We start from the raw sequence: 14,192 nt of genomic DNA on the forward strand, positions 1-14,192 counted from the left end.
TGCCTCCCGGGGGGATAGAGGCTGGGTGGTTATCCGAGTATAGGGCCGCCCAGCGGCCCTGACTTAGTCCAGGTCGAGCTTGTCTTCCAGACGGTCGAGGTGCTCATGCATCAAGGCCAGCGCGGCCCCTGAATCACCGGCTTCGACGGCATCGATGATCGCGGCATGCTCTTCCCAGGCGCAGTGGTCGCAGCAAGGCGACTCATAGCGGGCGATGATCAACGAGGTCATCGGCACCAGGCCGTTGAGAAAGCGCGCCAGCGGTGCATTGGCGGCCACCTGGGCAAGCTTGAGGTGAAACTCGCCACCCAGGCGGATCGCCGCGCAACGCTCGCCACTTTCGTGGTGCTGGCGCTCACGCTCGACCAGCTGGCGCAACTGGCGAATCTGCGCCGGCCGGGCGCGCTGGGCGGCCAGGCTGATCAGCGTGGTTTCGGCCAGGCGCCGGGCGCTGAGCACCTGGCGCGCCTGCTCGCGATCGGGGGCGGCCAGGTGCGCGGTATGGCTGGGGCGCTGTACCACCACTTGCTGGTCCGACAGGCGCCCGAGCACCCGGCGGATCACCGTGCGGCTAACCCCGAAGGCATTGCCCAGGGCCTGTTCAGGCAACAGGCTGCCAGGTGGCAGGCGCTGTTCGAGGATCGCGTCGAACAGGCGCGGGTAGATCTGCTCGGCCGACAGGCGGGTCTCGCCGGTGGCGAGCAGGGCAGGCAGGCGGGGGGCGGCGTGGGCGCAGGCGGTCATGGTCGCTCTCCTGGGGTCATGGGCCGGGCTGGTCGTCGGGGATGTTGAGTTGAATACCCATGCGCTGGCCCTCGGCGAGGATGTGCTGGCGCATCTGGGCACTGGCCTGGGCACTGTTGCGTTCGCGAATGGCGCGCACCACGGCTTCGTTTTCCTTGAGCCGCGCAGCCAGGTGCTCGGGCGAGTTGCGCAGCATGCTGGCGCTCTGCTTGAGGGCATTGCCGGTCTGCTGCACCACGCTCTGGAAGATCGGGTTGGTGGTCAGCGCGAACAGTGCCTCGTGGAAGGCGATGTAGGCCTTGGCGCCGGCGTCGCTGTCCTCGGCTTCCAGGGCTTCGCGCATGTCCATCAGGGTCAGGCGCAGTTGGCCGATGTCCTGGCTGTTGGCCGATTGCGCGACCAGGCCGACGATGAAGGGTTCGAGGGTGTAGCGCAGCTCCAGCACGTCGGCCAGGCTGGCGGCGGCGGCGCTTTCGCTGGCCGGGTCCTGGGGTGCAGCCTCGGCATCCAGCACCAGCACGCCCTTGCCCGGCAGCGAGCGCACCAGGCCGAGGGTTTCCAGCACGGTCACCGCTTCGCGCAGGCTGGGGCGGCTGATGCCGAGCTGTTCTGCCAGTTCGCGCTGGCCCGGCAACATGTCGCCGGAGCGCCACTGGCCGCGGGCCAGGGCCTGGCGCAGTTTTTCCACCACGGAGGTGACGACGGTCGATGAGCTGATCACGGTTTGCTCCTGAAAAGGCCGGCGTCGGCGCCGGCCACGCGGGCTCAGAATTCCTGCTGATGGGCGTTAGGTTGTTTACGGGGCGTATGGGCGAAGCCAGGTTTGCCATCGAGCACGTTCTGCGCGCGCTCCAGGTCGATGTCCTTTTCCCAGCGGGCGATGGCCACGGTGGCCACGCAGTTGCCGATCAGGTTGGTCAGTGCCCGGCCGATGCCCATGAACCAGTCCACCGCCAGCACCAGCACCAGGCCCACCACCGGGATTGCCGGCACGGCAGTCAGGGTGGCGGCGAGGATCACCAGCGCTGAGCCTGGGATGCCATGGGCACCCTTGGAAGTCACCAGCGACACCAACAGGATGGTCAGCAGGTCGGTCATTTCCAGTGGCGTGCCGGTGGCGTTGGCGATGAACACGATGGCCAGGGTCAGGTAGATGGAGAAGCCGTCGAGGTTGAACGAGTAGCCGGTCGGGATCACCAGGCCGACGGTGGAGCTGCCGATGCCCAGGTGCTCCAGCTTGCGCATGATCTGCGGCAACACGGCGTCGGACGATGCGGTGCCGAGGACGATGGTCAGTTCCTCACGCAGGTACTTGATGAACGGCAGCAGTTTCAGGCCCGACACGCGCATCACGGTACCCAGCACGATCAGCACGAAGCCGGCGCAAGTCAGGTAGAACAGCGCCACCAGGCCACCCAGGTGCTGCAGCGATTCCAGGCCGTACTTGCTGGTGGTGAAGGCGATGGCACCGAACACACCGATCGGCGCCAGGCGCACGATCATGCCCATGATGCGGAAGATCACGTGGCTCAGCTCGTTGATCAGTCGGGAGATGCCGGCGGCCGATTCGCCCACCAGGTTCAGGGCGCTACCGAAAAGCACCGAGAACAGCAGCACCTGGAGGATGTTGTTGTCGGCGAAGGCACCGACCACCGAGGTCGGGATCAGGTCCATGAAGAACGCGGTGGCACCATGGATATGCTGGCCACGTTCGGCCAGGCCATTGGCGTCGGCGGCGGACAGCTGGTCCAGGTGGATATTGGCGCCGCTGCCGATGCCGCTGCTGAAGGCGAACACCAGGCCGATCACCAGGGCGATGGTGGTCAGCACCTCGAAGTAGATCACCGATTTCAGGCCGATGCGCCCGACCTTCTTCAGGTCGCCGGCACCGGAGATGCCGCTGACCACCACGCAGAAGACGATCAGACCGATCAGCATCTTGATCAGCTTGATGAAACCATCGCCGAGGGGTTTGAGTTGCAAGGAAACTTCAGGGAAGCTGAGGCCGCAGGCGATGCCAAGGGCAAGGCCGAGCACGACTTGCAGGAAGATCGAACGCGAGCACCATTTGAGCATGGGAGTGATCTCTGATCGGTGTCCTTGCTTCGGTGCCGCACGGGGCGAAAGAGCGCAGGACTTCATTATTGTTGTGGTCTTACCGGTATGTTCAGCGCAGCACCATAAAAGCGCGAAAAATCCGACAATGCAAGGGGTTTTGGCCTTACCGGTCTGACCAGTTATGAGGCATTTTCGTTGGCCAGGCTCTAGTTCGGTGCATGAGCGTCCATAGCGGACTCTTTATGCAGGGTGAATTCGGGCATCAGCCAACGCGAAGGGCCTCTTTGCAATCAGCCTGTTGCAATCAGCCTGCCAGGCGAAGTGGCGGCTATTGTCCGAATGGTGGGATGCCGCACTTGACCGCAGCCAGCTCGGGGTGCGCCACCAGCTTGTCGATGTGCAGCGCGTCGTCGTTCATCCAGCTTTCACTGAGCACGCGATAGTGCTCCAGGTCACGGCAACGCAGGCGCATGCTGTAATCGAAGTGACCGCTGATCAGATGGCATTCCAGGACTTGGGGGCAGGCCTGCATGGTGGCCTCGAACGCCTTCTGCGCGGCCCGCTCGCTCTGCCCGGACAACGCCACCAGTACCATCAGCGAGATGCCTGGGGCGACTTTCTGCAGGTCGATGATGGCGCCGTAGCCGCGGATCACCCCGCGCCGCTCCAGCTTGCGCACCCGCTCAAGGCACGGGCGCGGGGTGAGGTGGACCAGGGTCGAGAGTTTTTCGAAGGTGATGCGACCGTCGACGCGCAACACGTCGATGATCGCCTGGTCGATACGGTCCAGCGGGGGAGGGGTGGTGTCCATGCGCGGCACTTCTTCAAGTGGAGGGGCATGGATAGGGTAGGCGCTTACACAGCGAGTGTCTTCGGTGTAGGAGCGGCCTTGTGTCGCGAAGGGGGCGCGCAGCGGCCCCAGGGTCTGTGCAGTGATGCATATATTGCCGGGGCCGCTGCGCGGCCCTTTCGCGACACAAGGCCGCTCCTACTAAGGCCGCGTGAAGTCAGGCGCAGATGGTTTTGGTGTTGATGTCGGGCCGAATGCCCACCACCCGCGGCTGCAGCAGCGAATACAGGTCCTTCGGGTTCTCCAGCGCAGGCACCAGCGCAATGTCCTTGCCTATCCCAAGCAGGCGTGCGGTATCCAGTACATAGCGCAGCGCCGAGTAGTCCTCCAGGGCAAAGCCCACCGAGTCGAACAGGGTGACCTGTTCGGCGCTTTCACGGCCCGCCGCGCTGCCTGCGACCACCTGCCAGAGTTCGGTGGCCGGCGAGTCGGCTGGCATCTGCTGGATCTCGCCTTCGATGCGGCTTTGCGGTTCGTACTCGACGATCACCCGGGCGTGCTCGACGATGTCGCGGTGCAACTCGGTCTTGCCGGGGCAGTCGCCGCCCACGGCGTTCAAATGCATGCCGGGTTCGATCATCTCTGGCGTCAGAATGGTCGCGTAGGCCTTGTCCGCCGTCACCGTGGTGACGATGTCGGCGCCACGTACGGCTTCGGCGACGGAGTGGGCGACGATCAGCTTGAGCCCAGGCCGGCCAGACAGGTTGGCCACCAGCTTCGCCGTAGCCGTCGGGTCGATGTCGTACAGGCGGATTTCGTCAATGCCCAGCAGCGTCTTGAAGGCGATGGCCTGGAATTCGCTTTGCGAGCCGTTGCCGATCAACGCCATGCTGCGGCTGTCTTCACGGGCCAGGTAGCGCGCAGCCAGGGCCGAGGTGGCCGCCGTGCGGATCGCCGTGGTCAGGGTCATCTCGCTGAGCAGCAGCGGTGAACCTGAGGCGACATCGCTCAGCGCGCCGAAGGCCATGACCGTGGGCAGGCCGAAGCGGGTGTTCTGCGGGTGGCCGTTGACGTACTTGAAGGCATACAGGCCGGCACCGGACACCGGCATCAGTTCGATCACCCCGCCCGGCGAATGGTTGGCGACGCGCGCGCACTTGTCGAACGCCTGCCAGCGCAGGTAGTCCTGGCGGATGTACTCGGCCATTTCCACCAGACAGGTAGGCAGGCCCTTGCGGTTGACCAGGCGGGCGAGGTCTTGCACGTCGATATAGCGGGTCATGACGGGTCTCCTTGCGGCGACGCTCCAGTGAGGGTTGTGGAGATATTGTCAGGCGCGCAGGGTTGCGATGCTGGCTGAAGAGAGGGGGGATGGCAGCGGGGGTGGCTGATTTCGGGAGGGGGACAGCGGAATCGGCTGTGTTCGCCTTGATTGATTAGGCGCTCGGTCTCACAAGCGCCAAATCAGTCAAGGCGAACCCCTAGCCGCCATCACGCAATCTTTTGTAAAGCGTGGTACGGCTGATGCCCAACGCCCGCGCCACGGCAGAATGATTGCCCTTGGCCCTAACCAGCAAGGCCTGCAAATCGACCTCACCCACCGGCTCGACCGCCACCGGCTCGACCGCCACCGGCAATGGCTCCAACGCCTCGGCCAGAAACCCCGCCGGCAGGTGCTCGATGCCAATCGGCGCCGTGCCGGCCAATGCCAGCGCTACCTGCAGCACGCTCACCAGTTCACGCAGGTTGCCTGGCCAGGGATGTTGGTCGAGCAGCTCGACAATCGCCTCGGGCATTTCCGCTGGCTGGTTGGGTTCACGATGGCGGGCGTGCGTCTGCCTGATCAGTAGGCGCCGATCGACGCGTTCGCGCAGCGGCGGCAACACCACCGCCAGCCCGGCGACACGGTAGTACAGGTCCTGGCGAAAACGCCCCGCGCGCACCTCGGCCGCCAGGTCACGATTACTGGCCGAGACCACGCGGATGTCCACTGGCACCGGCTCGCCACTGCCCAGCGGCTGGATGCTGCGCGCCTGCAGCACGCGCAGCAGTCGAGCTTGCGTTGCCAGCGGCATGTCGCCGATTTCGTCGAGAAACAGGATGCCTTGGTCAGCCTTGCGAATAAGCCCGGGGTTGCCTTTGTGATGCGCGCCGGTGAAGGCGCCCTTGTCATAACCGAACAACTCCGACTCCACCAGCTCAGCCGGTATTGCCGCGCAGTTCACGGCGATCAGCGGTTGCCGGGCGCGGCTGCTGGTACGGTGCAGCGTTTCGACGAAGACTTCCTTGCCCACGCCAGTTTCACCCTGGACCAGCACCGGGATGTCCTTTTCCAGCAACAGCCGAGCCTGGGCCAGGGCTTTTTCCAGCTGTGGGTCGCCACCCTGCGCCGGGCGCCGAGGTTGCGGCTGACGAGGCGCTTGCCACTGGCAGTGAAAGCGGTTGCGCCCGGCGGCCTGAAGGGCGAATGGCTGCTGTGGGGCGTGCGCCAGCAATTGCTGCATGGGCAACCGGAAGAGCTGCTCGAGGTTCTGCCGTAGCGGATTGCCACCCAGCAGGCTGTCTGCACGGTGATTGGCCGCCACCACCTGCCCGCCGTCATCGACTATCAGCAAACCGGCCCAGGGGCTGTCGAGGTTGTCGCTGGCGCTATTGAACAGCAACTGCACGTGACTGTCGCCGTGCGCGGCGAGTATCAGCCGGTTTTCCAGGCTTTGGCTCATCATGCGCACCAGCCCCAGGGTCTGGGTGGCGGGCAAGTAGCCGTCACTGGCCACATCCAGCACGCCAGCCAGCCGGCGTTCGGCATCGAATAGCGGCGCGGCGGCACTGGACATGTAGCGGTTCTGGCGCAGGTAATGTTCATCCTGGCCGACATGGATCGGTTCGCCACACACCCGCGCCGTGCTCAATGCGTGGGTACCGACGCCGCGTTCGTGCCACTGCGCCCCGGCGCAGAAACCGTGCTGCTGGCGTGGGTCGATGAAGCGCCGCGAACCCCAGGTGTCGAGCAGGCAGCCGCTGGCATCGGCGAGCATGACCAGGTAGCTGGCATTGCTCAGCAGGTGGGCGTACTGCGGCAGTACTTCGTCGCGGGTCAGGCGCAAAAGCCCCTGGCGGCGCTCCAGCAGGGCGTTCAGTTCGGCTTGGGTCAAGCAATCGAAATCCGGCGCACTCTGCGGCTGCAGGCCATGGTCGCGGCAGCGGGCCCAGGACGCCTGGATCAATTGGGCATGGGGCGAAAGGGAGGTTGCCATGGGCCTGTCCTGGGTGATTGTTGTTGTTTTCAGCCGGCCGCTGTTCAGTGTCGTTCAGGGTTGTTCATTGTCAAACCCGCAACTGTTCAGTTGTTCAGCGAATCTGTTCAGCGATCCACAGCGCGTGCCGGTCAACCCGCGTGGCAGAGCCCTGCGCCGTAGCTGGCACGGAACTGGCTGTGTCGCCGGGACAACCCTCACATGAAGGCCACGCCATGTCCCTGGTGCTGGAGCAGGTCAGTCGCAGTGTCGATGGCCAGCCGTGGATCACCGATGCGTCACTGCGTTTCGAGCCTGGCTCGTTCAACGTGCTGCTGGGCCGCACCTTGGCCGGCAAGACCAGCCTGATGCGGCTGATGGCCGGGCTCGACCGACCGGATCGCGGGCGGGTACTGATGGACGGTGAGGATGTGACCGGCGTGCCGGTGCGCCAGCGGAACGTGTCGATGGTGTATCAGCAGTTCATCAACTACCCGACATTGAGCGTCTTTGAAAACATCGCCTCGCCACTGCGCCAGGCGCGCCTGGGCGAGGCGGATATTCGCCGGCGGGTGCAGGAAACCGCCGAGATGCTGCGCATCGAAGCCTATCTGCAGCGCCTGCCGCTGGAGCTGTCTGGTGGCCAGCAACAGCGCACGGCGATGGCCCGGGCGCTGGTCAAGGATGCTTCGCTGATCCTCTTCGACGAGCCGCTGGTCAACCTCGACTACAAATTGCGCGAGGGGCTGCGCCAGGAATTGCGCGAGCTGTTCGCGGCACGCAACTGCATCGCCGTGTACGCCACCACCGAGCCCAATGAAGCGCTGGCGTTGGGCGGCACCACGACCTTGATGCATGAAGGGCGCATCGTCCAGAGCGGGGTGACTGCGCAGGTTTACCAGCGGCCCGCCAGTATGCTGGCCGCCGAGCTGTTTTCCGAACCGCCGATCAACCTGGTGCCCGGCCGTATCGCTGGCAACGAAGTCAGCCTGGCCCAGGCCGTGCACTTTGCGCGCAATGCCGACCTGCAGGGCATCGCCGATGGCGACTACCGCTTCGGCGTGCGCCCCAGCCACATCACCCTGGTGCCCAGCCATGACGATGACCTGGAGCTGGCAGTGCGGGTAGAGCTGGCCGAGATCAGCGGCTCGGAGACCTTTCTGCACGTGCGTAACGGGCACTGGCGGATGATCCTGCACTTGCCTGGGGTTCACGATTACCCGGTGGATACACCGATCCGCGTGTTCATTCCCACCCACAAGTTGTTCGTTTTCGACTGCACCGGGGCGCTGGTGCAGGCACCGGGCCTGCGCCAGGCGAGGAGCACCTGATGGCCGAGATCCGACTGCGCCAGCTGGCGCACAGTTATAGTCAGCAGCCCACGTCGGAAGGCGACTACGCCTTGCACGAACTGGAGCACGTCTGGGAGCAGGGCGGCGCCTATGCCTTGCTCGGGCCGTCGGGGTGTGGCAAATCGACCTTGCTGAACATCATCTCCGGCCTGCTCACGCCCTCCCATGGCCAGGTGCTGTTCGACGGCAAGCCGGTCAATGCGCTGTCGCCGCAGCAGCGCAATATCGCCCAGGTGTTTCAGTTCCCGGTGGTGTACGACACCATGACGGTGTTCGACAACCTGGCCTTCCCGCTGCGCAACCAGGGCCATGACGAAGGGCGGGTGCGCGAGCGCGTAGCGGAGATTGCCGAGGTGCTGGACCTCACCAACGTGCTCGGCAAGAAAGCGCGCAACCTCAGTGCCGATGAGAAGCAGAAAGTCTCCATGGGCCGTGGCCTGGTGCGCGATGACGTGTCGGCAATTCTCTTCGACGAGCCGCTGACGGTGATCGACCCGCACCTGAAGTGGAAGCTGCGACGCAAGCTCAAGCAGATCCACGAGCAGTTCAACATCACCATGATCTACGTCACCCACGATCAGCTGGAGGCCTCGACGTTCGCCGACAAGATCGCGGTGATGCACGGCGGGCGCATCGTCCAGTTTGGTACTCCGCGGGAATTGTTCGAGCGGCCGCGGCATACCTTCGTCGGCTACTTCATCGGCAGCCCGGGGATGAACCTGATCGAGGTACGCGCCGACGCCGACGGTGTGGCGTTCGGCGACATCCACCTGGCCTTGCCTGACGGCTTGCGCGAGCGTCTGGCCGCGACGGCGGGCGGGCGTTTGCAGGTGGGCATCCGCCCGGAGTTCGTGCAGCTGTGGGACAGCCCGTTCGATGAGGCCTACCCGGCGCGGGTGAGCGATGTAGAAGACCTGGGTACCTACCGCATCGTCACCCTCGAACTGGGCGGCGTCGCATTGAAGGCCCGCCTGGGCGAGGACCGCCCGTTGCCGTCGGGGCAAGCCTGGGTCAGCCTGCCGACGCAATGGCTGATGCTGTACGTCGACGATGTGCTGCTGGAGGCCGTGCCATGAACAAGGTGCCGAACAACAAGGCCTGGTGGCTGGTACTGCCGGTGTTTCTGCTGGTGGCGTTCAGTGCCGTGGTACCGATGATGACCGTGGTCAATTATTCGCTGCAGGACATCTTCGACCCGTCCAACCGCTATTTCGTCGGCGCTGACTGGTACCGCCAGGTGCTGCGCGACCCGGCATTGCATGACGCCTTGCTGCGCCAGTTCATCTATTCCGCCTGCGTGCTGCTGATCGAGATTCCGCTGGGCATCGCCATCGCCCTGACCATGCCGACCAAGGGGCGCATGGCGTCGGTGTGCCTGATCGTCATGGCCATTCCACTGCTGATCCCATGGAATGTGGTGGGTACCATCTGGCAGATATTCGGGCGCGCCGATATCGGCCTGCTCGGCGCCACCCTGGCCAGTCTCGGGGTCAGCTACAACTATGCCGGCGACCCGTTCGATGCCTGGCTCACGGTGCTGGTGATGGACGTGTGGCACTGGACATCACTGGTGGCGCTGCTGTGCTACTCGGGCCTGCGCGCGATCCCCGACGTGTACTACCAGGCTGCGCGCATCGACCGCGCCTCGGGCTGGGCAGTGTTCCGCCATATCCAGTTGCCGAAGCTGAAGAACGTGCTGCTGATCGCCGTGATGCTGCGCTTCATGGACAGCTTCATGATCTACACCGAGCCGTTCGTGCTGACCGGTGGCGGGCCAGGCAACGCGACCACCTTCCTCAGCCAGACCCTCACGCGCATGGCAGTAGGGCAGTTCGACCTGGGCCCGGCGGCGGCATTCTCGCTGGTGTACTTCCTGATCATCCTGCTGGTGTCTTGGCTGTTCTATACAGCCATGACCCACGCCGACAAGGACTAGCCCATGAGCACGCGCAAGTCACTGGTTCTGCTGGCGTATTTCTTCTTTCTGCTGGTGCCGATCTACTGGCTGCTGAACATGTCGTTCAAGAGCAACGGCGAGATCCTCGGCGGCCTGACCCTGTGGCCGCAGGCATTCACCCTCGACAACTACCGGGTGATCTTCACCGATGCCAGCTGGTACAACGGTTACCTCAACTCGTTGTACTACGTGGGCCTGAATACGGTGATCTCGCTGCTGGTGGCATTGCCGGCGGCCTATGCCTTTTCGCGCTATCGCTTCCTCGGTGACCGGCACCTGTTCTTCTGGCTGCTGACCAACCGCATGGCACCCCCGGCGGTATTCCTGCTGCCGTTCTTCCAGCTGTATTCATCGATTGGCCTGTTCGACACCCATATCGCCGTGGCCCTGGCCCACTGCCTGTTCAACGTGCCGCTGGCGGTGTGGATCCTGGAGGGGTTCATGTCCGGTGTGCCCAAGGAAATCGATGAAACGGCCTACATCGACGGGTACAGCTTCCCGCGGTTCTTCGTGAAGATATTCATCCCATTGATCGGGTCTGGCATTGGTGTCACGGCATTCTTCTGCTTCATGTTCTCCTGGGTAGAACTGCTGCTGGCGCGCACCTTGACGTCGGTCAACGCCAAGCCGATCGCCGCAGTGATGACCCGCACGGTGTCGGCCTCCGGTATCGACTGGGGCGTGCTGGCGGCGGCGGGAGTGCTGACCATTGTGCCGGGCATGCTGGTGATCTGGTTCGTGCGCAACCATGTGGCCAAGGGTTTTGCCCTTGGCCGGGTGTGAGGAGGGCGGGTGATGGAATGGATGGCCTGGACCCTGCCCACGGCGCTGTTCTTTAGCGGCGTCGGCGTGCTGCTGCTGTGCATGACCTTGTTCGAACTGCGCCGCCCCTGCGTGGAGCGGCGCGGCTTCCTGCCGCTCGTCACCAGCCGTGGCGATCGCTTGTTCATCGGCCTGCTGGCTAGCGCCTACCTGCACCTGCTGGTGGTCGGGCTCAGCGACTGGCCGCTGTGGGTAGCCTCGCTGCTGTCGTTGGCGTGGCTGGTGGTAGTGCTGCGCTGGGGCTGAGCGAGCGGCCCCGTGAATTGACTCAATCAGGAGATCACAATGTTCCAGAACAATCACAAGAGGCGACATTTGACCCTGGCCGCGCTGCTGGTGCTGGCCAGCACGCAAGGCATGGCCTGGGCGGATCAGTACGAAGAAGCGGCGAAAAAGTGGATCGGCAGCGAGTTCAAACCGTCGACCTTGACCCCTGAGCAGCAGTTGGCCGAACTCAAGTGGTTCATCAAGGCGGCCGAGCCCTTTCGCGGGATGAAGATCAACGTGGTGTCGGAGACCATCACCACCCACGAATACGAGTCCAAGGTGCTGGCCAAGGCCTTCAGCGAGATCACCGGCATCCAGCTGACACACGACCTGCTGCAGGAAGGCGACGTGGTGGAAAAGCTGCAAACCCAGATGCAGTCGGACAAGAACATCTATGACGGCTGGGTCAACGATTCCGACCTGATCGGCACGCACTTTCGCTACGGCAAAGTGGAATCGATCACCGACCTGATGGCCAACGAAGGCAAGGACTACACCTCGCCAACACTGGACCTCAAGGATTTCATCGGCATTTCCTTCACCACTGCGCCCGACGGCAAGGTCTACCAGTTACCCGACCAGCAGTTCGCCAACCTTTACTGGTTCCGCGCCGACTGGTTCGAGCGGCCCGAACTCAAAGCCAAATTCAAGGAAAAGTACGGCTACGAGCTGGGTGTGCCGGTGAACTGGTCTGCTTATGAGGACATCGCCAAGTTCTTCAGCGAGGACGTCAAGGAGATCGACGGCAAGCGCGTGTATGGCCACATGGATTACGGCAAGAAAGACCCGTCACTGGGTTGGCGCTTCACCGATGCCTGGTTTTCCATGGCCGGTGGTGGCGACAAGGGCTTGCCCAACGGCCTGCCCGTCGACGAGTGGGGGATTCGCGTGGAGGACTGCCACCCGGTGGGCTCCAGCGTGACGCGCGGTGGCGACACCAATGGCCCGGCGGCAGTGTATGCAACACAGAAGTACGTGGACTGGATGCGCGCCTACGCACCCAAGGAAGCCCAGGGCATGACCTTCTCCGAGGCGGGGCCCGTGCCTGCCCAGGGCGCTATCGCCCAGCAGATCTTCTGGTACACCGCCTTCACGGCCGACATGACCAAGCCGGGGCTGCCAGTGGTCAATGCCGATGGCACGCCGAAGTGGCGCATGGCACCGTCGCCGAAGGGGCCGTACTGGGAGGAGGGGATGAAGCTTGGCTATCAGGACACCGGCTCCTGGACCTTCTTCAAGTCAACCCCCGAGAAGCAGCGGCTGGCCGCGTGGCTGTACGCCCAGTTCGTCACCTCCAAGACCGTGTCGCTGAAAAAGACGATTGTCGGCCTGACGCCGATCCGCGAGTCGGATATCAACTCCCAGGCCATGACCGACCTTGCGCCCAAGCTGGGTGGCCTGGTGGAGTTCTACCGCAGCCCGGCGCGGGTCCAGTGGACCCCGACCGGCACCAACGTGCCTGATTACCCACGCCTGGCGCAGCTGTGGTGGAGCCACATCGCCGAAGTGGCCAGCGGCGAGAAGTCTCCGCAGGAAGCCCTGGACGGGTTGGCCCGTGACCAGGACCGGATGATGGAGCGCCTGCAGCGTTCCAACGCCCAGGCCACCTGCGCGCCGAAGCTCAACCCGGAACGGGATGCGCAGTACTGGTTCGACCAGCCGGGTGCTCCGAAGCCGAAGCTGGCCAACGAGAAGCCCAAGGGCGAGACGGTCAGCTACGACGAGCTGCTCAAGTCGTGGGAAGCCGCGAGGAAGTGAGCGGTTGAAGACCGCGCTGGCTTCTTCGCGGGTGAACCCGCTCCCACAGGATCATCACTGCCTCGGGTGCGCCGCGATACCTGTGGGAGCGGGTTTAACCGCGAAGGAGCCAGCACAGAAATCACAGGCAAAAAAACGGCACCCGCCAGAGGTGCCGTTTTTTCACATCACGCGCTGTTACTTGTGCAGTTCTTCGGCTGCATACAGCGTGTTCTCCAGCAGGCAGGCGCGGGTCATCGGCCCGACACCACCTGGCACCGGCGTGATCCAGCCGGCGCGCGGCAGGGCGGTCTCGTAGACCACATCGCCAACCAGCTTGCCGTCTTCCTGGCGGTTGATGCCGACGTCGATGACGATGGCGCCTTCCTTGATCCACTCGCCTTTGACCAGGCCCGGCTTACCGGCGGCCACAACCACCAGGTCGGCACGACCGACGTGGCCGGCCAGGTCCTTGGTGAAGCGGTGGCAGACGGTCACGGTGCAGCCGCCCAGCAGCAGCTCCATGGCCATCGGGCGGCCAACGATGTTGGAGGCGCCAACGATGACCGCGTTCATGCCGTACAGGTCCTGACCGGTGCTTTCCAGCAAGGTCATGATGCCTTTGGGCGTGCACGGGCGCAGCAGCGGGATACGCTGGGCCAGACGGCCGATGTTGTACGGGTGGAAGCCGTCGACGTCTTTATCGGGGCGGATGCGCTCGAGCAGCAGCGAGGCATCCAGGTGTGCCGGCAGCGGCAGCTGCAGCAGGATGCCATCGACGGCCGGGTCGTCGTTGAGGCGGTCGATCAGCTCGGTCAGCGCTTGCTGCGTGGTATCGCTGGGCAGGTCGAAAGCCTGGGAAATGAAGCCGACCTCTTCGCAGTCCTTGCGCTTGTGCGAGACATAGACTTGGGAGGCAGGGTCGGTGCCGACCAGGATCACCGCCAGGCCCGGCGTGCGCAGGCCTTGCTGGCGACGCTCCTCGACACGTTGAGCGATCTGCTTGCGCAGGTTGGCGGCGATCGCCTTGCCATCGATTAGGTGTGCAGTCATAGACGCGTGATTAACCATCGAGAAAGGAACAATAAAGAGGGCGTATTCTCGCACGACATCGCCCAAGGGCAAAGGCGGGTGGTCGGGCAAATGCCCTAACCCCTTAAATAATTTAAATTTTTTGGAGAAAGGTGTTGACGACCCAAGGGCTCGCCTATAAGATTCGCCGCACTTGT

Annotated in this window: 14 protein-coding genes; 7 read left to right on the forward strand and 7 right to left on the reverse strand. The window is 63.9% G+C overall.

The features are described 5' to 3' along the window. Positions 1-63: 63 nt before the first annotated feature. From ACIPW4_RS11980 to ACIPW4_RS12005, 6 genes are all read right to left on the reverse strand, one after another. Positions 64-744 (reverse strand): GntR family transcriptional regulator, encoded by a 681-nt coding sequence (locus ACIPW4_RS11980; RefSeq protein ID WP_400658020.1) that lies wholly within the window; start codon positions 742-744, stop codon positions 64-66. Positions 745-760: 16 nt separating this feature from the next. After that, positions 761-1,465, reverse strand: coding sequence for a FadR/GntR family transcriptional regulator (locus ACIPW4_RS11985; protein ID WP_400658022.1), 705 nt, complete (start codon positions 1,463-1,465; stop codon positions 761-763). A 44-nt stretch (positions 1,466-1,509) separates the two neighbouring features. Continuing rightward, positions 1,510-2,820 (reverse strand): C4-dicarboxylate transporter DctA, encoded by a 1,311-nt coding sequence (locus tag ACIPW4_RS11990; protein WP_400658024.1) that lies wholly within the window; start codon positions 2,818-2,820, stop codon positions 1,510-1,512. A gap of 310 nt (positions 2,821-3,130) precedes the next feature. Next, on the reverse strand, positions 3,131-3,613 hold the full coding sequence (locus ACIPW4_RS11995; RefSeq protein WP_400658025.1) for an Lrp/AsnC family transcriptional regulator: 483 nt from the start codon (positions 3,611-3,613) through the stop codon (positions 3,131-3,133). Between the two features lie 196 nt (positions 3,614-3,809). Then, positions 3,810-4,874 carry an ornithine cyclodeaminase gene (locus ACIPW4_RS12000; protein ID WP_400658027.1) on the reverse strand — a complete coding sequence of 355 codons (1,065 nt, stop codon included), beginning with the start codon at positions 4,872-4,874 and terminating at the stop codon, positions 3,810-3,812. A gap of 199 nt (positions 4,875-5,073) precedes the next feature. Further along, on the reverse strand, positions 5,074-6,849 hold the full coding sequence (locus ACIPW4_RS12005; RefSeq protein WP_400658029.1) for a sigma-54-dependent Fis family transcriptional regulator: 1,776 nt from the start codon (positions 6,847-6,849) through the stop codon (positions 5,074-5,076). Here ACIPW4_RS12005 and ACIPW4_RS12010 point away from each other — a divergent pair. The 7 genes from ACIPW4_RS12010 to ACIPW4_RS12040 are packed head-to-tail and all read left to right on the forward strand — an operon-like array spanning position 6,848 to position 12,984. After that, on the forward strand, positions 6,848-7,054 hold the full coding sequence (locus ACIPW4_RS12010) for a hypothetical protein (protein ID WP_400658031.1): 207 nt from the start codon (positions 6,848-6,850) through the stop codon (positions 7,052-7,054). The two genes, ACIPW4_RS12005 and ACIPW4_RS12010, sit on opposite strands and share 2 nt — an antisense overlap. 10 nt (positions 7,055-7,064) lie before the next feature. Beyond that, entirely contained in the window at positions 7,065-8,159 is a 1,095-nt protein-coding gene (locus ACIPW4_RS12015) for an ABC transporter ATP-binding protein (RefSeq protein ID WP_400658033.1), read from the forward strand. Next, a complete protein-coding gene (locus tag ACIPW4_RS12020) occupies positions 8,159-9,256 on the forward strand; it encodes an ABC transporter ATP-binding protein (RefSeq protein WP_400658034.1) in 1,098 nt (365 codons plus the stop codon). The genes ACIPW4_RS12015 and ACIPW4_RS12020 overlap by 1 nt, the downstream gene beginning before the upstream one ends. Next, positions 9,253-10,116, forward strand: a complete 864-nt coding sequence (locus ACIPW4_RS12025) for a carbohydrate ABC transporter permease (protein ID WP_400658037.1) — start codon at positions 9,253-9,255, stop codon at positions 10,114-10,116. Before ACIPW4_RS12020 ends, ACIPW4_RS12025 begins: the two co-directional genes overlap by 4 nt. A gap of 3 nt (positions 10,117-10,119) precedes the next feature. After that, positions 10,120-10,920, forward strand: coding sequence for a carbohydrate ABC transporter permease (locus tag ACIPW4_RS12030; protein ID WP_400658040.1), 801 nt, complete (start codon positions 10,120-10,122; stop codon positions 10,918-10,920). Positions 10,921-10,932: 12 nt separating this feature from the next. Beyond that, positions 10,933-11,205 (forward strand): DUF2160 domain-containing protein, encoded by a 273-nt coding sequence (locus ACIPW4_RS12035; RefSeq protein WP_400658042.1) that lies wholly within the window; start codon positions 10,933-10,935, stop codon positions 11,203-11,205. 39 nt (positions 11,206-11,244) lie between these two features. Beyond that, positions 11,245-12,984: a carbohydrate ABC transporter substrate-binding protein gene (locus ACIPW4_RS12040; protein ID WP_400658044.1), complete on the forward strand. Its 1,740-nt coding sequence runs from the start codon at positions 11,245-11,247 to the stop codon at positions 12,982-12,984. 177 nt (positions 12,985-13,161) lie between these two features. Here ACIPW4_RS12040 and folD read toward each other — a convergent pair whose 3' ends face one another. Next, the gene (gene folD / locus ACIPW4_RS12045; RefSeq protein WP_400658047.1) at positions 13,162-14,016 is read right to left on the reverse strand and encodes a bifunctional methylenetetrahydrofolate dehydrogenase/methenyltetrahydrofolate cyclohydrolase FolD; all 855 of its coding nucleotides are present in this window, start codon (positions 14,014-14,016) and stop codon (positions 13,162-13,164) included. Between the last annotated feature and the right edge of the window lie 176 nt (positions 14,017-14,192).

Origin of the sequence: Pseudomonas sp. NPDC089996, from assembly GCF_044748405.1 — a bacterium.
Taxonomy (GTDB): domain Bacteria; phylum Pseudomonadota; class Gammaproteobacteria; order Pseudomonadales; family Pseudomonadaceae; genus Aquipseudomonas.

Excerpts from the sequence above, each read along its gene's own strand:
- ACIPW4_RS11980 (WP_400658020.1), bottom strand. The coding sequence starts at position 744 with ATGACCGCCTGCGCCCACGCCGCCCCCCGCCTGCCTGCCCTGCTCGCC.
- ACIPW4_RS11990 (WP_400658024.1), bottom strand. The coding sequence starts at position 2,820 with ATGCTCAAATGGTGCTCGCGTTCGATCTTCCTGCAAGTCGTGCTCGGC.
- ACIPW4_RS11995 (WP_400658025.1), bottom strand. The coding sequence starts at position 3,613 with ATGGACACCACCCCTCCCCCGCTGGACCGTATCGACCAGGCGATCATC.
- ACIPW4_RS12000 (WP_400658027.1), bottom strand. The coding sequence starts at position 4,874 with ATGACCCGCTATATCGACGTGCAAGACCTCGCCCGCCTGGTCAACCGC.
- ACIPW4_RS12010 (WP_400658031.1), top strand. The coding sequence starts at position 6,848 with ATGGGCCTGTCCTGGGTGATTGTTGTTGTTTTCAGCCGGCCGCTGTTC.
- ACIPW4_RS12005 (WP_400658029.1), bottom strand. The coding sequence starts at position 6,849 with ATGGCAACCTCCCTTTCGCCCCATGCCCAATTGATCCAGGCGTCCTGG.
- ACIPW4_RS12015 (WP_400658033.1), top strand. The coding sequence starts at position 7,065 with ATGTCCCTGGTGCTGGAGCAGGTCAGTCGCAGTGTCGATGGCCAGCCG.
- ACIPW4_RS12020 (WP_400658034.1), top strand. The coding sequence starts at position 8,159 with ATGGCCGAGATCCGACTGCGCCAGCTGGCGCACAGTTATAGTCAGCAG.
- ACIPW4_RS12025 (WP_400658037.1), top strand. The coding sequence starts at position 9,253 with ATGAACAAGGTGCCGAACAACAAGGCCTGGTGGCTGGTACTGCCGGTG.
- ACIPW4_RS12030 (WP_400658040.1), top strand. The coding sequence starts at position 10,120 with ATGAGCACGCGCAAGTCACTGGTTCTGCTGGCGTATTTCTTCTTTCTG.
- ACIPW4_RS12035 (WP_400658042.1), top strand. The coding sequence starts at position 10,933 with ATGGAATGGATGGCCTGGACCCTGCCCACGGCGCTGTTCTTTAGCGGC.
- ACIPW4_RS12040 (WP_400658044.1), top strand. The coding sequence starts at position 11,245 with ATGTTCCAGAACAATCACAAGAGGCGACATTTGACCCTGGCCGCGCTG.
- folD (WP_400658047.1), bottom strand. The coding sequence starts at position 14,016 with ATGACTGCACACCTAATCGATGGCAAGGCGATCGCCGCCAACCTGCGC.